Annotated in this window: 12 protein-coding genes; 5 read left to right on the top strand and 7 right to left on the bottom strand. The window is 62.6% G+C overall.

The features are described 5' to 3' along the window. Positions 1-19 precede the first annotated feature (19 nt). Positions 20-1,123, bottom strand: a complete 1,104-nt coding sequence (locus tag M1E12_RS16425) for a DUF475 domain-containing protein (protein WP_479562582.1) — start codon at positions 1,121-1,123, stop codon at positions 20-22. Between the two features lie 340 nt (positions 1,124-1,463). On the opposite strand from M1E12_RS16425, the gene M1E12_RS16420 reads away from it, so the two are divergent. After that, positions 1,464-1,925: a DUF1810 domain-containing protein gene (locus tag M1E12_RS16420; protein WP_479562581.1), complete on the top strand. Its 462-nt coding sequence runs from the start codon at positions 1,464-1,466 to the stop codon at positions 1,923-1,925. Here the strand turns inward: M1E12_RS16420 and M1E12_RS16415 are convergent. The 5 genes from M1E12_RS16415 to M1E12_RS16395 all read right to left on the bottom strand — a co-directional run bounded on the left by M1E12_RS16415 (position 1,901) and on the right by M1E12_RS16395 (position 11,424). Next, complete coding sequence (locus tag M1E12_RS16415; protein ID WP_479562580.1) at positions 1,901-2,317, bottom strand: OsmC family protein; 417 nt, start codon at positions 2,315-2,317, stop codon at positions 1,901-1,903. The genes M1E12_RS16420 and M1E12_RS16415 overlap by 25 nt on opposite strands. A gap of 61 nt (positions 2,318-2,378) precedes the next feature. Beyond that, positions 2,379-2,780, bottom strand: a complete 402-nt coding sequence (locus tag M1E12_RS16410) for a hypothetical protein (RefSeq protein WP_113460972.1) — start codon at positions 2,778-2,780, stop codon at positions 2,379-2,381. An 86-nt stretch (positions 2,781-2,866) separates the two neighbouring features. Beyond that, a complete protein-coding gene (gene pbpC / locus M1E12_RS16405; RefSeq protein WP_479562579.1) occupies positions 2,867-4,954 on the bottom strand; it encodes a penicillin-binding protein 1C in 2,088 nt (695 codons plus the stop codon). Beyond that, the gene (locus tag M1E12_RS16400; RefSeq protein WP_479562578.1) at positions 4,954-10,398 is read right to left on the bottom strand and encodes an alpha-2-macroglobulin family protein; all 5,445 of its coding nucleotides are present in this window, start codon (positions 10,396-10,398) and stop codon (positions 4,954-4,956) included. The genes pbpC and M1E12_RS16400 overlap by 1 nt, the downstream gene beginning before the upstream one ends. 105 nt (positions 10,399-10,503) lie before the next feature. Then, on the bottom strand, positions 10,504-11,424 hold the full coding sequence (locus M1E12_RS16395; protein ID WP_479562577.1) for a LysR family transcriptional regulator: 921 nt from the start codon (positions 11,422-11,424) through the stop codon (positions 10,504-10,506). 97 nt (positions 11,425-11,521) lie between these two features. Between M1E12_RS16395 and M1E12_RS16390 the strand changes: the two genes are divergently transcribed. Then, a complete protein-coding gene (locus M1E12_RS16390) occupies positions 11,522-12,709 on the top strand; it encodes an acyl-CoA dehydrogenase (protein WP_479562576.1) in 1,188 nt (395 codons plus the stop codon). Positions 12,710-12,952: 243 nt separating this feature from the next. Next, a complete protein-coding gene (locus tag M1E12_RS16385; protein WP_479562575.1) occupies positions 12,953-13,960 on the top strand; it encodes a diguanylate cyclase in 1,008 nt (335 codons plus the stop codon). 23 nt (positions 13,961-13,983) lie between these two features. On the opposite strand, the gene glgX is transcribed toward M1E12_RS16385, so the two are convergent. Beyond that, positions 13,984-16,062 carry a glycogen debranching protein GlgX gene (gene glgX / locus M1E12_RS16380; protein ID WP_479562574.1) on the bottom strand — a complete coding sequence of 693 codons (2,079 nt, stop codon included), beginning with the start codon at positions 16,060-16,062 and terminating at the stop codon, positions 13,984-13,986. Positions 16,063-16,204: 142 nt separating this feature from the next. Between glgX and M1E12_RS16375 the strand changes: the two genes are divergently transcribed. Next, the gene (locus M1E12_RS16375; protein ID WP_113460965.1) at positions 16,205-16,396 is read left to right on the top strand and encodes a DUF3008 family protein; all 192 of its coding nucleotides are present in this window, start codon (positions 16,205-16,207) and stop codon (positions 16,394-16,396) included. Continuing rightward, positions 16,393-17,181: an SDR family oxidoreductase gene (locus tag M1E12_RS16370; RefSeq protein WP_479562573.1), complete on the top strand. Its 789-nt coding sequence runs from the start codon at positions 16,393-16,395 to the stop codon at positions 17,179-17,181. Before M1E12_RS16375 ends, M1E12_RS16370 begins: the two co-directional genes overlap by 4 nt.

Below are 17,181 nucleotides of genomic sequence, written 5' to 3'. Positions count from 1 at the left end.
TGATGCTGATATGATACGCTCAGATATTCTCGGCCACGCTTTCGTGGGCGAGACGTTCTTCCGCTTCGCGTTCTTCCCGATTGTATTTGATCGAGGACCAGAGGGAGATACCGATCAGCGCTGCGCCACCGAGGCCGGTGATGACTTCCGGGATATGCACCAGCGTCTGGACATACATGATCACCGACAGGATCAGGATCGCGTAGAAGGCGCCGTGCTCCAGATAGCGGTATTCCGCCAACGTGCCCTTTTCGACCAGCATGATGGTCATCGAGCGCACATACATGGCGCCTATGCCAAGGCCGATGGCGATGATGAACAGGTTCTGCGTCAGTGCGAAGGCGCCGATGACGCCGTCGAAGGAGAAACTGGCGTCCAGCACTTCCAGATAGATAAAGGCGCCAAGACCACCCTTCGCCGCCTCGCTCATGGCCTTCTGGGATGCGTCGAGCAGCCCGCCCAGCACTTCGACGGCGAGGAACGTCACAAGGCCGTAGATCGCCGAATAGACGAAGGTGGTGGCTTCCTCGCCCTCGAGAAGGTTGGAGAACAGCAGGATGAGCAGCAGCACGACGGCGATCTCGATGCCCTTGATGGAGGCCGAGCGCGCCATGTGCTTTTCAAGCCATTCGATCCAGTGGACGTCTTTCTCCTGATTGAAGAAGTAGGTGAGGCCGACCATCATCAGGAAGGTGCCGCCGAAGGCCGCGATCGGGAGATGGGCCTCGTTCATGATGCGGGCATATTCGGCCGGTTCGCGGGCTGCGAGAATGACCGCTTCGATGGGGCCGATCTGCGCCGCGATCACAACGATCAAAAGCGGGAAGATGATGCGCATGCCGAAGACGGCGATGATGATGCCCCAGGTAAGGAAGCGCCGCTGCCAGACCGGCGTCATGTCCTTCAGCTTGTTGGCATTGACGATCGCGTTGTCGAAGGAAAGCGAGATTTCGAGCACGGCCAGGACCCAGCAGATGAAGAAGATGGTCGCCATGCCGGCGATGGTGCCGCTCATCTGCCATCCGAGGGCGGCACCCATAACGAGGCCGATCGCGGTGACGATGAAGGCCCAGCGGAAATAGCCGAGCGTGGACGTGGCGCCTGTTGCTGCTGAGGTGCTCATGTGCGGTCCTCCAGGCTCGAGGACACAGAAATTGTGGAGATGCGAAGCGCCCTGCACGCCTTCGCACGAAGCATGATCCAAGTGTTCATTGTTCTAGAATCCGCCGGCTCAAATTGCTGGCGGTACCGACATCACGAGAGCGCCGTAAAACTCTCGCCAGAGGGGCCCGGCACCAGGTTTGGACGCGGTGATGCTGAAATCACGGCGCCTCACGTTCTTGTTAACGAACATTGCCCCGGCGTCAAGATTTATGGCGTGCAAGGACAAACAGTTGATCGTATCGGCCAAAGGCGATGGGCAGGTTGGCTTCTGGCTCCAGCAGGCCGAAGGAGGAGCATCCATGGACGACAAGCGTTCTAGTACCGGCCTTGACCGCTTTGTCGATGCGCAGAAGGACCTTTACCCTCAAGCGCTGCGCGAACTCCAGGCGGGGCAGAAACGCAGTCACTGGATGTGGTTCATCTTCCCGCAGCTCACGGGGCTCGGACGTTCGCCAACGGCGCAGTACTTCGCGCTGACGTCGCTCGACGAGGCGCGAGCCTATCTTGCTCATGCCGTGCTGGGGGAACGCCTGCGGGCGGTCACCAGCGCGGCGCTCGCGCACTCAAACCGCAGCTTGGGAGAGATCTTCGGACAGCCTGACGACATGAAGTTTCAGTCGTCCATGACGCTTTTTGCCGAGGCAGCCGAGCCGGGTGCGGGCACGCTTTTCCGGACCGCCCTCGCGGTGTTCTGCAATGGCGAGCCGGACCGAGCAACCTTGCGGCTTCTCGAGGATCAGACCGGGCCGAGCAACAGCTGAGGGTGAACTGCCAGGCTGTTGCTGACCGTGCAGATCTCTTCGGCGCGGCGGGCAATCAACCACTGCTGTTCTGATGGGATCTCGCCGTGGAAGGTCATTCGCACGGTGAAGCCGACAAAGCGGGACGGCTCGTCCGCGGACTTTTCGCCGCTGACGTCGACTTCGAGACCTTCGAAGGTGTCCGAGAACCCGAGCTCCCGGGCTGCGATCCGCGCGCTCATGCTCATACAGGCCGCGAGCGACGCCAGCAGCAGGTCCAGCGGGTTGAAGCCGGCTTGGGCTGGGCCCGTCACGATCTGAAGTTCACCGCCTGTTGCCGAGCGAATTGACGGATAGCCCGTCCGGCCCAGGCTGGCCGTTGCGCCGATCGGCCGGCTTCTCAGATCTGCCATTCGTGTCCCCATCCTGATGACGGATCAGAATAGGGGCACGATATTGCGGCGACAAGGCGGGTCAGATGCTGCTGCCGATGCGGGCCGTGCCGGTCTGGCCGTTGTCGCGGATCCATTTCAGGCGCTTGTCACCGGTGCGGATCAGTTCGAAGCACATGGGCTCGCCCTTGTACCAGCTGGTGAACTGCTGGCAGAGGCGATCGCCATTGATCCACCATTTGCCCTTGTCATTCGGCTTGGCGAAACGGCCGAGGCCCAGCGCCTCGCCGGAGCCATCCACCTGGCCATTGGGGCGATAGTTCAGCGGGAATTCGCCGCCAAAGGGTACTGCGAGATAGATGCGTTTGCCGATGATCTCGCCCTTGATGTCATTGGCAGTGAAGCGCTCGTTGGCCATGGCGGAGGGGACGGCGAAAGCGAGCGTCAGGAGCGTAATCAGTCCGGCGCGAAAGCTGCTGGTCATAACGAAGGTCTCCCGTTCAATGGGGTTAACGGGGTCTTTTACGCTCCGCATCAACAGCCGGATCACGCGCGGCAGTCACAGATGCTTCAATTGCGGACAAAGACATTGACCGAGGCGGCCCGGCCTTCCGCGTCGATGACGGTCAAGGTGGACTGGCCGGTGCCTTCCGGATGCCACTCCCCGGTTCTGCGCCGCGTGGATTCGCTCATCGGCTTGCCGTTGACCAACCAGCGGAAAGGCGCCCGTCCGGCCTGCATCTTCATGACAACAGGCAGAGCTTTCCCATCTGCACTCTTTCCAAGTTCCAGAACGGATCCCTCCAGCGGATAGACAATCTGCGGCGGGCGCTCGCGGGCCGAGACGGAGACGAGCCCGTTTGAGTCCACCGAAAAGCGCCGCAGGGACTGCGGCAGCTCGGAGGCGGCGATGCGATTGGCACCTGCCGGTGCACGCGGCAGGGCGGTTCCGGCGAGACCGGATTTGCTGAAAGCTTCGAAGAGGATGGGGGCTGCCGTCTGATATCCCGAGATGCCGGGGACGGCGGCATTGTCCGGCCGGCCGATCCAGACGCCCAGGACATAGCGGCCGTCATAACCCACGGACCAGGCGTCGCGATAACCGTAACTGGTGCCGGTCTTGTAAGCGATGCCGGCGGGCGGGCTGCCGGTTGGCGGCAGGACGTCACCGAGCACGTCTGCGATGGTCCAGGCGGCTGCGGGTTCGAAAAGCGACTCCTCGTCTATCAGTTCGGCTTTGTCGCGAATGCCGTCGCCGAGCCGGAGGGGCTGCTCGCGGTTGGCGAGACCGGCATAGAGCTGCACCAGATCCTTCAGCGTAATCCCGGCGCCGCCAAGCGCAATCGCGAGGCCCGGAGCCTCGTTCGGCGGGAGCTTCAGCGTCACCCCGGCGCGGCGCAGGCGCACCATCAGGCGGGAGGGACCGACGGCATCGAGCAGGCGCACGGCGGGCACGTTGAGCGACAGCTGCAGCGCCTGGCGGATGCTGACGTCGCCCTGGTAGTGCATGTCGAAGTTCTTCGGGCGATAGCCGAAGAAGTCGGCCGGGCGATCCTCGACGATGGTTTCCTGGGCGACGAGACCCTGCTCGAAGGCGAGGCCGTAGATGAAGGGTTTCAGCGCAGAGCCCGGAGAGCGCTCAGCCCGCGTCATGTCGATCCATCCGGAACGGGAGGCATCGAAATAGTTGGCCGCGCCGACTTCGGCGACGATCTCGCCGGTGGTGGCATCGGCCATCAGCAAAGCGAGCGAGACCTTCGGGTCGAGCTTGCGGCCCGCTTCGAGCGCCACCTTTTCCAAGGTTTCCTGGACCGGGCGGATAATGGTGGTCTGGTGGGTTTTTGCCGCGGGGGCCTTGCGTCGTGCGGCTTCCGCCAGGTGGGGCGCAAGGGCTGGAAGTTGACGCCGTGCGGTGGGGAGCGATGCGTTGAAGGCGAGTTCGACTTCCATGTCGTCGACAACGTCGGCCTCGCGGGCGCGTTCGAGAACCCGCTTGCGGGCTTCGAGTGCGTTGTCGCGATAGCGGTCCGGGCGGCGCCTTTCCGGCAGCTGGGGCAATGCGACCAGGAGGGCCGCCTCTGCTGTCGACAGGCGTTTGGGTTCCTTGCCAAACCAGGAGAGACTTGCCGCGCGCACGCCTTCGAGATTGCCGCCATAGGGGGCGTGGGTGAGATAGAGGTTGAGGATTTCCGTCTTCGACAGGCGCCGCTCGATCTGGATCGCGCGGGCGATCTGGATGAGCTTGGCGCTGATCGAGCGTTCCCGGCGCGGCTCGATCAGGCGTGCGACCTGCATCGAAAGCGTCGAGGCGCCGGAGACGATGCGGCCATTGGCGGCAAGCTGCCAGGCGGCTCGCCCCAGCGCCAGAAGATCGACGCCGGAATGGCTATCATAGCGGCGATCCTCATAGGCGACGAGCATTCGCAGCAAGGCCGGATCGACGTCATCGATTGTGGTTTCGAGCCGCCAGAGACCCTCCCGGGTCGCGAAGGCGCGCAAGAGTTGGCCATCGCGATCGAGGATTTCGGTCGAGACTTCCTGCGCCGCCTCCAGCGGGGGCGGAAAGTTTCTGTCTGCCCAGTCGAGCCCAGCGAGCGAAGCGGTGGCCGCGATGGCGACCGCCCCGATGCTGATCCCGATGCGCCGCGCCCGACCCATCAGGGTGCGGTCGAGACCGTCATCGCACCGGCCGCCGTGCGCGCCGACAGCTGCGGGCGATACATGTCTTCGACACTGGCTGCCGGCAGGTCATAGGTGCCGGGGGTGACGGCGCGGACGACATAGGCCAGCGTGATCGTGCCGTTCTCGCCTTCGCCACGATTGATGGCTGCCACGAAGCGGTCGCTGCGGAATTCGAGATGCGCCGTTTCGGTTTCGCCGATCCAGTCGAAGTTGGCGAGGGCGGCGCTATCGACCAGGCTCGGATTGTCAATCTCGAAGCCGGCGGGAAGCAGATCGGTCACCAGCAGTTGCGCCGGCCATTCGTCCTCTTCCGTCACCTCCAGCACGACGACGTAGCGCTCGTTCTGGATGACCTCGGTGATATTGGCCTCTTCGCCGGTCAGGCTATAGAAGGTCTTGCTGATCGCGAAGCCTTCGCCCCCGGCCGCCGGGGGAAGCACGGGTGCTGCGACCGTGGTGATGGCGGCGCTCACCGGATCAAGGCCGGTATTGGTCAGCGTCAGCGGCGCCTGCAGGAGCGCGTCGCCAGGGATCGTGGCGGCATAGGCGCCGGTCTTTTCCGCACCGTTTACGTCCAGCTTCAGACCCTTGTCGTCCTGCTGGAGCGCTCTGGCGGCGAGCAGCATCCAGGTCTGTTCCTGGGTGCTCAGCGTCTGCTTCGCCTTCCATTCGTCCGCCACCACCTTTGTCAGGATCGGCACGACCGGCGGAACCGGTCGGCTTTCTGCGGCAAGCGCCAGAACGCCCGCGGCATCGCGCAATGCAGAGCCATAGTCGGAGCGCGAGAAGCTGACCGGCGTGAGACGTGCCTGTTCGCTCATGCCGGCTGCATCGAGGAAGACGGCATTGGCCCGCTCGCTGTCGCCGTAAAGCGACAAGGCTGCCGCCAGATGCGCCTTGGAGAGAGGGGTGGGGAAATCACCCAGCATCGTGTCGGCGTAGTAGCGTAGATCGCTGAGCGAAGCCTTGCGGCTGCGGGCGAGCACGTAGAGCGCATAGGCGATCTCGTTGCCGCGCGTGCGGATGTCGTTGTCGTAGGCGATGCGGTTTTGCAGGTTCTGCAGCGCCTGGACGAGGGCTTCTTCCGGCACGTCGAACTTCTGCTCGCGGGCGCGGGTCAGGAAGTCGGTGACATAGGCATCCAGCCAGAGGCTTTCGGAACCGGGTGCCCAGAGGCCGAAGGAGCCGCTTGACGACTGGTAGGCGAGCACGCGGAGGATGCCATCCTGAACGCGCTTGTTGATCGCCTCGTCCTCCGGCAGGCCGGAGAGCTTGGCCAGTTCATCGAAATAGAGAAGTGGCAGCGCGCGGCTGGTTGTCTGCTCGGCGCAGCCATAGGGATAGCGGTCGAGGGCCATCAGCAGGCCCGGGATGTCGAGGCCATCGGCGCGGGCAACATTGAGGCTCACCGAGGCGCCCTGCAGCAGGCTGTCGGCGAGGAGGTCGCCATTGATGGTGAGGCTCTTGCCCGGGGCGAGCGCAATGACCTGACGCTCGGTGATCGGCAGGGTTGCCGGGCGCACCGGAAGATCGAGGGACTGGCTGACGGCGATGCCGTCGGCGCCGGAAAGCGCAATGTCGATGGCTCCGTCGCCGGGCCTGTTGGCCATCAGCGGAAGGGTGATGGTCGTTGTTTCGCCTGATGTCAGTTCCACCTGCTGGCTGTCTCCGCCACCGACGCTGACAGGACCGTCGCCGGTGACGGCGAGCGTGTAGGTGCCTGATGGAGCGTCGGTCGCTGCGATATCGAGGCGAAGGCTGCTCTCGTCAGCGGGTGCGAGGAATTTCGGCAGGCTGGCCGTTACGACCACCGGATCGCGGATGATCACGTCTGTCTCGCTGTGGCCGACGCCCGTCTTTGACCAGGCCCAGGCCATGACACGCGCCGTGCCGTTGAATTGGGGTATGTCGAAGGAGACGGTTGCCTTCCCGTCTGCATCCAGCGTCAAGGGACCCGAGAAGAAGGCCACGAGCTTTTCGCGCGGCGGGTTGCCCTGAAGGGCAACCTGTCCGCCGTCACCACCGGTGCGCAGACGCCCGGTGGCGCCCAGCGAGCCATCGATCAGGCGGCCGTAGAGATCGCGCAGTTCAAGGCCGAGGCGGCGCTGACCGAAGTAATAGGTTTCCGGATCGGGTGTCTCGTAGCGGGTGAGGTTGAGGATGCCCACGTCAACGGCAGCGACCATCACATAGGCTTCCTCACCGATGCCGGCCCCGGTCACTTCCACGGGGATTTCCAGCGGCTGGCGGGGCAGCGTCTTTTCCGGTGGTGAAAGCTTGATGGCTAGTTTGTCGGCACCCGGATCGACCGCGAGCCAGGCAATGCCGATCGCACGCGCCGGCATCCGGCTTTCCTCGGCATCACCTGGACGGAAGAGGGTTGCCGTCACATAGGCTCCGGCGCCGAATTCTGCTGTCACGGGGATCTCGATTTCCGTGCCCGTAGCCGGAACTTCGGCCACCTGGGTGGAGATCAGGGCATCCGTTCCGGAGGTGACAATGACCTGACCGGTAAAGCGCGGCGAGATCTTGAGCTTCGCTGTGTCGCCGATCTGATAGGAGGGCTTGTCCAGGCCGATTTCGAGGGCATCCGGCGTCTCGGTGGAGCTTGCGGTGACGAACCAGCCGGCATCGAAATCGACGCTGGTAACGGCGCCACCCTGTTCGACCTCCAGACGGTGGCTGCCCCAGGTGACGGGGACCGAAAGCGGGGTGCCATCGGCTGCGATGTCGACCGTGCCGTCAGCCACGAGCTTGGTCGTGGTGATCGGCTCGTAGCGCCAGGACGAGCCATCGCGGTACCACTGGTAATTTCGCTCCAGCTTGATCAGCTTCCAGCGCGCGCCCGGCAGCGCCTGACGCTGACCATCGGGGCCAAGCGCGATCAGGTTGAAGGCGGCATTGGTGTTTTCGGCCAGGTCGCCCTCGAATTCCGGCTTCACGCCGATCATTGGGCCTTCCGGCGTGACCGGCAGGGTCAGCTTGCGCTCAACCGCGCGGCCGCCGCCTTCACGCAGGCGCAGGACCACATCGGCATTGAGCAGTCGCGTCGTGGACGGCAAGTCGGTCAGGGAAACGTCGATGGTGGCCAGACCTTCGTCATCGAGGACGTCAAGGCCTTCGAGCGGCAGGCGCATGTCCTCGATGCCTTCTTCGTCGGCCAGGCCGAAGCTGTAGCGGTCGAAGTCCGGATGGCTTGTTGTCGGGCGGATCACGACTTCGCCTTCGAGCGTGAGGCCGGCCGCCGGCGCGCCATAGAGGTAACGGCCATCGGCCGCGACGGTCACGGGCTCCTCGGTCGAGATTGCCGTGGCTTCGCTTGACAGTTTCAGGTCGAGCCGATCCGGCACGAAGTCGTCGACGAGGAAGGTCGACTGGGCGATGGCCGGCTTCTTGGGATCGGTGTGGATGGCGACTGTCCAGGTGCCGCGCATGGCGTTCCCCAGGATGGGCAGATCGACGGCATAACCACCGAGTGTCTCGCTGGTCACTGCCATGCGGCGGAACTCGACACCGTCAGGTCGCGAGAAGAGGAAGGTCAGCGGCAGGCCGGAAATAGCATCGGCATTGGTGTCGCGGGCCAAAGCTGCGGCATGCACGGTTTCGCCGGGGCGATAGATCCCGCGCTCGGTCCAGGCGAGGATGTCGACTGGGCCCGGCGCCGGGCGGCCGGTAACGCCACGATCGGAGAGATCGAAGCCCGCGCGGGTCATGTCGAGGAAGACGTTGTCGTCGGCGCCGCTGCGGGCCGCAATGACGGCTGGTGCCATGGCCGCACCGCCTCGCACGAGACCGGCATCAAAGCGGGCACGGCCTTCGGCATCGGTCGTTGCGGTTGCGAGGATCTCGTTGTTCTTGGCGATCAGCTGCAGCTCGATATTGGCAAGCGGGCTCGCCGATCCCAGCGAGCGGGCGAAGACATGCAGGCCGTCAGTGCCGGCAAAGGTCGAAAGGCCGATGTCGGAGACGACGAACCATTGCGTTGCGCGGCTATCCCAATTCTCGGTGATACCGGTCGGGGAGACCGCGGTCATCACATAGATGCCGGGCTTGCGGGTCGGCAGGGCTTCCTGCAGCGGAATGCTGGTAACGACTTCCTTGTTCTGCTCGTTGGCGATCTCGACCGAGCCCTGCCAGACGAGTTCGCCCAATTCATCCTTCACGCGACCGGCGGTATAGCCGTCCATCTGGGTGAGAAATTGCGACGATGCCAAAAGCGGGGCGATGTTGCGGTCGCCAATACGGTAAAGTTCGAGATTGGCGCTTTCGCTGTTGATGGATACCAGCGGAATGCCCTGACGTGCGGAAGAGGGGAGAACAAAGGCGTCGCCGGTGAAGCGCACGGTTGCGCTGCGATCGCGGACATAGACCTCGAGTTCGACCGGGGCTTCCAGGTTTTCGTCGACCGAGGAGGGCAGGCCGGCGCGAAGCGCGAGGCGGTAGCGACCGCCATGCTCCAGGCCCTCGACGCAGATCTGGTTGTTCTTTGCTTCGAGCGCCTTGGGCGTCTTGCCGTCGAGGGTGACAAAGGACGAGTAGTCGACGCCACGCTTGACCAGCGGTTCGGAGAATTCGACGCAGGCGCGCGGTGAGGCGCTGTCGGAATCGACCGTGTTGTTGACGACGCGGAAGCCCTGGCGGGAGCGCAGATCTTCGAAGGCGGCGCGCACTTGCCCATTCGATGCGAGTTCAAGGCTTGCCTTGTAGGCGCTCAGCGCCGGGCGCCAGCTCTCGCTATTCTCGAGGGACTTTGCCAGCGTGGCGAGTGCGTCGGCGCGGGTCGAGGCCCCGCGGGTCAGCAGATAGCCGTTAATGGAGGCCATCGCCCCTTCATTGGCCATGGAATAATTGCCGGTGAGCGTGTTGGCCATCCGAGCCAATTCGAGCCAGAGTGCCGCATCATCCGCGTCGATCGCCAGCGCCCCCTTCAACGACGCCAAGGCGTAATCAATATTGCCGCTTGCGAAGGCGGCGCGCCCTGTTTCGATCAGGGTATCGCGGCCCAGTCCCTGCTGCTCCTGAGCGATGGATAGATTGGCGCGCTGGTTGCGGGCTTCCGATTTCAAATAGTCGGAAACGAAGGTCAGCGCCGGTGGAGCTCCGATGTCTTCCTCCGCCGTCTGCACGACAATCCGCCCGGCAATCGCGCCGGGGAAACTGTTCAGCTGGTCATAGTCGGACTTGAGGAAGCACCAGTTGACCTTCGGATTGTAGGTGAAGGCCCGGCAGGAGGCGTCGCCGATGCAACTCGCCTCGCATTCATCAATGGAAACATTCTTTTCCGTCCTGAGATCGAAGCCGAAATAGTCTGCATCGTCAATACGTTCGACCGTACGGATGTCCTGGGCGACGACGGGAAGGGAGAGAGGGACAAGAGCCAGAGCGAGCGTGAAAAGTGCTGAAAAACGGTTCTTGAACATGGTCCCCTCCAAGCCTGATCATGGGCTTCGGACGTTAGTCTTCGCTCATGACGGAGGCTTGTCAATCGGCAGGGGACACAGGCCGAATTCATTCTCCCAGACTGCTTACGCAGCCGGCTTGCTCCGTTCGCTGAAGGATTTGGCCTGGTCCAGGATCCAGGCGGCAAAGGTGCTTGCCGGGCCGTAAGCCATTTTCGACAGGGGGCGCACGAGGTAGTAGGCGCTTGCGCTTTTGACCTCGTGATCCCAGGCACGGACAAGCTGTCCGCTCGCCAGTTCCGGCTCAATGAGGAAGGTCGGCACCAGCGCGATGCCAAGGCCCGCATGGCAGGCCTGGACGACGTTGGAGAACTGCTCGAAGCGCATGCCACCACCCCGGCCTTCGCTGATGCCGAGGCTGGCGAACCAATGTTCCCAGGCACGGGGCCGCGAGGCCATGTCGAACAGCGGCTTCGCCAGGAGGTCTTCCGGCCGCTTGACCGGATTGGCGTCCAGAAAGGCCGGGCTGCAGACGGGCACCACCAGTTCATGCATCAGGAACTGGCAATCCGTGCCGGGCCAGTTCGGTTCGCCGATATGGATTGCGGCATCGAGCCCCGATCCCTCGAAATCGAACTGGCCGATGCGGGTGGCAAAATCCATGATGATGGTGGGGTTCTTCGACAGGAAGTCGGGGATGCGCGGCATCAGCCAGCGGGTGCCGAAGGTCGGCAAAATGGCGAGATGCAGATGGGTATCGTCACGCGTCGCCATGGCTTCGAGCGACAGCGTCCGAATGGTGGCGAGCGCATCACCGATGCCCTTGGCATAGGTTCTGCCGATCGCCGTCAGTTCGACGCCGCGATTGGTGCGCTCGAAAAGCTTGACGCCGAGCTGATCTTCGAGAAGGCCGATCTGGCGGCTGATGGCGCCTTGGGTCAGCGCCAGCTCGTTGGCGGCAGCCGAGAAACTGCCAAGCTTGGCAACGGAATCAAAGGCGGCGAGCGCGCTGGTGGACGGCAGGAAACGGCGTTGGTGTGTGAGCATGGGATATGAATAGACCTAATAGCAACATGAGTAAACATGCCTTGAATTGTGCTCAGACATGAGCAATCTGGCATAACGAAACAAATGGATGAGACCAATGAGCGAGATGCGACCCTTTTCCTGGAGTGATCCCTTCCTGATGTCCGAGGTTCTCAGCGAGGACGAGCGGATGATCCAGGATGCAGCGGCGGCCTTTGCCGAAGCCGAGCTTGCTCCCCGCGTGGCAGACGCCTATCTCGGCGAAACGGTCGAGCCGGAACTCTTCCGCCTGATGGGCAAGGCCGGTCTTCTCGGCGTCACGCTGCCGGAGAAGTATGGCGCCGCTGATGCCAATTACGTATCCTACGGTCTTGTGGCGCGTGAGATAGAGCGCATCGATTCCGGCTATCGCTCGATGATGAGCGTGCAGTCGTCGTTGGTCATCTATCCGATCTATGCCTACGGTTCGGAAGAACAGCGGGACAAGTATCTGCCAGGCCTCGTTTCCGGCGAGCTCATCGGCTGCTTCGGCCTGACGGAGCCCGATGCCGGCTCGGATCCGGGTGGCATGAAGACGCGTGCCGAGAAGATCGAGGGTGGCTACCGTCTGCGTGGCTCCAAGATGTGGATCTCCAATGCGCCGATCGCCGATGTCTTCGTCGTATGGGCGAAGTCCGAGGCGCATGGCGGCGAGATCCGTGGCTTCATTCTCGAAAAGGGGATGAAGGGGCTCTCTGCCCCGAAGATCGGCGGCAAGCTTTCGCTGCGCGCCTCCGTCACGGGTGAGATCGTCATGGATGGCGTCGAAGTCGGCGAAGATGCGCTGATGCCGAATGTCTCTGGTCTCAAGGGACCGTTCGGCTGCCTCAACCGCGCCCGCTACGGGATTTCCTGGGGCGTCATGGGCGCGGCCGAAGACTGCTGGCATCGGGCTCGCCAGTATGGTCTCGATCGAAAGCAGTTCGGCAAGCCGCTTGCCGGCACGCAGCTCTTCCAGAAGAAGCTCGCCGACATGCAGACGGAGATTGCGCTCGGCCTACTCGGTTCGCTGCGGGTCGGTCGTCTGATGGACGAACACCAGTTCGCGCCGGAGATGATCTCGATCGTCAAGCGCAACAATTGCGGCAAGGCGCTCGATATCGCCCGCATGGCCCGCGACATGCACGGCGGCAACGGCATCCAGATCGAATATCACGTCATGCGCCACGCGCAGAACCTGGAAACCGTGAACACCTACGAAGGCACGCATGACGTGCATGCCCTGATCCTCGGGCGTGCGCAGACGGGCATCCAGGCCTTCTTCTGATCGCTCATTCGAGCCTTACCAGTCTGGCGTCCCTGACTATTTATGGGTTTGGGTGCCGGACTGTCGCATTCTTGCGTCACTGGCGAAACTCCAAGATTTCAGCTTAAACATTCATATACTTGTCCGGCCATAGAAACACGTTCAGAAGCCGGGAAGATTGCTTTATGCTGATAAGCGGCGATTCCTGCTTGAGGAAGCAGGGGGCGGGTGCTTGGCACCACAGCCGGTTGTGGAGGAGGCGCCATGTATGCTCTGACAGTGCTCGACCATTCCGCGCTGGAGGTGTTCCGCAACGAGCACCCTTGGTTGGAGTTTCCCGAGGCAATTTCCGAAGTCTGCGTCTATTTCGATGACAATGGCAGTCCGACGCGTCTCACGGCGCTCCAAACCGCCTCTGGCGGCGAAACCGTTCCTGCCAATGTCGATGCCTTCGGGGCCGACATCATTCTCAGCCTCGTACGGTACGCGCCGCAAGGCACGGCAAAACACGAGGAGTGTCCCGAGGAGCGCAAGATCTGGGCCCTGCTGGAGGAGTTGCCGGTCGCCGACGGGTCAAGGCCGGTGGAGGAAGTCGAGGCCGAGCGCGCCGAGATGCTGCAGGATGCCTATGCGCTGATCCATGAGATTGCCCTTGGCAAGCTCAAAGCCCTGCTGGAGAGCGCCAAGAGTCCGCGGGAGACGCAGCGTCTCACCCATGCGATCGACAGGCTGCCGGCGCGGCTCGAGAATGTCGATGACACGCATAAACCGCAGTTTCTGGAAATCGATCTCTGGCGCTTCGTAGCCGTCCTTCGCGATGAATGGGCCATGCCCGCCGATTATGAGATTGCTTCGGGCGATGAAGCGGAAGGGCCATCTCGTGAGATGATCGAGCAGGCGGAAACCACGGCACTCTCAGGACCCGTCATCCAGGCGCTGTTCGACCTCTCGCCCGTTGCCTTTTCGATCTCCAGCATCGGGCAGAGGAGCTCGCGCTATGTCCGGGTCAACCAGGCCTATCTAGATCTCGTCGGCAAGAGCTGGGACGAGATCGGCGGCAGCGAAATGGTGGCCTCCGGCGTCGTTTCCGGCAGCGAGGCGCGGGCCGAGCGGCTGATGCTGCTTGACCGTGACGGCGGCTACACCGGGCAGCGCGGCGAGATCCGCGACGGAGCCGGCAACATGATCCCGGTCGTCATTTCCGCCCGGCGTATCTCGGTCGCCGGGCAGCTCTATGATTTCGAGGTCCTGCAGCGCGCTTCGGGCGCCTGACCTCCAACTTCTGACCTCTGGGCTTAGGCCCGGCGGAACAGGGCCATTGATCGCGCTTGTAGCTGGAAGGGCTTGCCTTCTTCCGCGATATCACCACGTCGCTCTGTGTCGAAGGTTGTCAGTTCCAGCTGCCAGTCGCCGGCTCCGGTTTCCGGCAGGACAAACTCGATGTCCTCGGCAACCGGGTTGAACAGCAGAAGCACTTCCGGCCACACGCCTTCTTCGCTTTCGAGATCCTGTCGCAGCAGCTTCAAGGCAAGCGGATTGCCGTCGAGCCAGTGCTCCGCCTCCTGATGGCCGCCCTCGACATGATACCAGTCGATGATCATGCCATCGCGCCAGCTCTCACGACGCAACAGGGGCTGGGCCTTGCGCAGGGCAATCAGCCGTCGGCTGAACTCTCTCAGCTCTTCGCAGGCTGGCGGGAGGTCTTCCCAATGCAGCCAGCTGATCTCGCTGTCCTGGCAATAGCCGTTGTTGTTGCCCATCTGCGACCGGCCGAATTCGTCGCCGGCCAAGAGCATGGGTGTACCATGCGAGAAGAACAGGGTGGCCAGGAAATTGCGCTTCTGCCGATCGCGGATCGCGTTGATCTCCGCATCGTCGGTCGGGCCTTCGTGGCCGTAATTGTGGCTGCGGTTGTGGTCGTGACCGTCGTTGTTGTCCTCGCCATTCGCTTCGTTATGCTTCTGGTCATAGGAGACGAGGTCGTTCAGAGTGAAGCCGTCATGGGCGGTGATGAAGTTGACGCTGGCCCAGGGACGGCGACCGCGAAGGTCATAGATATCACCGGAGCCAAGCAGCCGGGCGGCGAAGTCCTGAGAAGTGTTGTCCGCATTCAGCCAGTATTCGCGGGTGGAATCGCGATACTTGTCGTTCCACTCGGCCCAGCCCGGCGGGAAGCCGCCGACCTGGTAGCCGCCAGGGCCGATGTCCCAGGGCTCGCCGATCAGCTTGATCTTTGACAGCACGGGATCCTGTGTCACGGCGTCGAAGAAGCCGCCACGCTGGTCAAAGCCCTCCGGCTCGCGGCCGAGGATGGTGCCCAGGTCGAAACGGAAGCCGTCGACATGCATCTCTTCCGCCCAGTAGCGCAGGCTGTCCATCACCATCTGCAAGACGCGGGGGTGCGAGGTGTTGACCGTGTTTCCCGTCCCGGTGTCGTTGATGTAATAACGGTGATTGTCGGGCAGTGTTCGGTAGTAGGAAAAGTTGTCGATGCCCTTGAAGGAAAGGGTCGGGCCGAGTTCGTTGCCTTCCGCCGTGTGGTTATAGACGACGTCCAGGATGACCTCGATGCCGGCATCGTGGAAGGCCCGCACCATGTCTCGGAAGCCGTGGAGACCCTTGGGACCGTAGTAGCGGCTCGCCGGCGAAAAGAAGCCGATGGTGTTGTAGCCCCAGAAATTATGCAGCCCCTTGTCCATCAGGTGACTATCGTCGGGAAAGGCGTGCACCGGCAGGAGTTCGATGGAGGTGATGCCGAGGCTCTTCACATAGTCCACTGCCGCCTTGTGCCCGAGGCCTTCGAAGGTGCCGCGCAGGTTTTCCGGGATTGCCGGATGGAGCTTGGTGAAGCCTTTCACATGCGTTTCGTAAACGATGGTCTCCGCCCAGGGGATCATCTTGAACCCGTTCGTCTCGCGGCTTTCCGCCGGATCAATGACGCGGCATTTGGGGGAGCAGTCCGCACTGTCGAGTGCGTTGAAGGAGAGATCCTTTTCCTCGGCGTCGAAGTCATAGCCGAAATGGGCCTTCGACCATGCGAAGTCACCGACGATCTCACGCGCATAGGGATCGAGCAGCAGCTTGTTCGGATTGAAGCGGTGACCGTTTTCCGGCTCGTAGGGGCCGTGGACGCGGTAGCCGTAGAGCTGACCCGGCTTCACGCCCGGCAAATAGCCATGCCAGACCTCATTCGTATATTCCGGCAATTCGACCCGTGCGATCTCGACACTCCCGCTCTCGTCGAAGAGGCAGAGCTCGACGCGTTCGGCATGGGCGGAAAACAGCGCGAAATTCGTTCCCTCCCCATCAAAGCACGCGCCCAGTTTGTGCCACTCGCCCGGCGTGACATGAAAATGCGTGCTCTTGGCGTCCATCTGATCCTCTGATGTCTGGAGTTGCGCAGCTTAATCCGCAAGGCCCGCTCTTTGTTCCGCGCCGTGAGCGGCCAGGAACTTTCGTTTCTTTAGCCGGTTTGCTTGCGACACGACAGGCCCTGAACCACCAGAGGAGATGGCAATGCCAGCGAAGTCGAAAGCACAGCAAAAGGCGGCCGGTGCGGCCCTTGCGGCCAAGCGAGGGGACGCGAAGGTCTCGGATCTTAAAGGCGCGTCCCGCAGCATGGAAAAGAGCATGAGCGAGAAGGAACTCGAAGATCTCGCTTCCACGAAGCGCAAGGGTAAACCCGAGCATGCGGACGATCGTTCATGAACGGGGCTGAATTCGAGAGGGATACCGCACTTGTCACGGGTGCCGGGTCCGGGATCGGCAAAGGTGCAGCGCTGAGGCTCGCAAAAGGCGGCGCCTTTGTTGGCCTTCTGGGTCGCACGGAAGACGAGCTTGAGGAAACGCTTGCCGAGATCCGGGCCGGTGGCGGCGACGGTATGGTACTGGTCGCCGATGTCAGTCAGGCGGATCAGATGGCGGAGGCGGTCGGACGACTGATCGACGCACGAAAAGGTCTGCAGATCGTGGTTGCGAATGCCGGGATCAACGGGACATGGGCGCCGATCGACGACCTGAAGCCCGAGGAATTCGACAAGACGATCGCCATCAATCTGCGGGGCACCTATCTGACCCTGCACCATACGGTGCCGTTCCTGAAGAAGACCGGCGGGTCGATCATCGTCATGTCCTCGATCAACGGGACACGGACCTTTACCACGCCCGGTGCCACCGCTTATTCGGCGACCAAGGCGGCACAGCTTGCCATGGTGCAGCAGCTGGCACTCGAGCTGGGGCGCCACGGCATCCGCATCAATGCGATATGTCCCGGTGCCATCGAGACTGAGATCGACGACAACACAAATGTTCGCAAGAAGCGCCAGACGGAGGTGCCTGTCGAGTTTCCCGAAGGGGACATTCCTCTGACTGGCGGCGAATCCGGCACGATCGACGATATCGCCGATGTCGTGGCCTTCCTTGCTTCCGATGCCTCGAGGCATGTGACCGGAACCCCGATCTGGGTTGACGGCGGCCAGAGCCTGCTTCGATAG

The sequence above is a fragment of the Rhizobium sp. K33 genome (assembly GCF_056501445.1).
The sequence above is the reverse complement of the archived record's forward strand: the minus strand, read 5'-3'. Positions and strand labels throughout refer to the sequence as shown.

Bases quoted from the DNA above. Each gene is read 5' to 3' on its own strand.
- M1E12_RS16425 (WP_479562582.1), bottom strand. From the start codon at position 1,123: ATGAGCACCTCAGCAGCAACAGGCGCCACGTCCACGCTCGGCTATTTC.
- M1E12_RS16420 (WP_479562581.1), top strand. From the start codon at position 1,464: ATGGACGACAAGCGTTCTAGTACCGGCCTTGACCGCTTTGTCGATGCG.
- M1E12_RS16415 (WP_479562580.1), bottom strand. From the start codon at position 2,317: ATGGCAGATCTGAGAAGCCGGCCGATCGGCGCAACGGCCAGCCTGGGC.
- M1E12_RS16410 (WP_113460972.1), bottom strand. From the start codon at position 2,780: ATGACCAGCAGCTTTCGCGCCGGACTGATTACGCTCCTGACGCTCGCT.
- pbpC (WP_479562579.1), bottom strand. From the start codon at position 4,954: ATGGGTCGGGCGCGGCGCATCGGGATCAGCATCGGGGCGGTCGCCATC.
- M1E12_RS16400 (WP_479562578.1), bottom strand. From the start codon at position 10,398: ATGTTCAAGAACCGTTTTTCAGCACTTTTCACGCTCGCTCTGGCTCTT.
- M1E12_RS16395 (WP_479562577.1), bottom strand. From the start codon at position 11,424: ATGCTCACACACCAACGCCGTTTCCTGCCGTCCACCAGCGCGCTCGCC.
- M1E12_RS16390 (WP_479562576.1), top strand. From the start codon at position 11,522: ATGAGCGAGATGCGACCCTTTTCCTGGAGTGATCCCTTCCTGATGTCC.
- M1E12_RS16385 (WP_479562575.1), top strand. From the start codon at position 12,953: ATGTATGCTCTGACAGTGCTCGACCATTCCGCGCTGGAGGTGTTCCGC.
- glgX (WP_479562574.1), bottom strand. From the start codon at position 16,062: ATGGACGCCAAGAGCACGCATTTTCATGTCACGCCGGGCGAGTGGCAC.
- M1E12_RS16375 (WP_113460965.1), top strand. From the start codon at position 16,205: ATGCCAGCGAAGTCGAAAGCACAGCAAAAGGCGGCCGGTGCGGCCCTT.
- M1E12_RS16370 (WP_479562573.1), top strand. From the start codon at position 16,393: ATGAACGGGGCTGAATTCGAGAGGGATACCGCACTTGTCACGGGTGCC.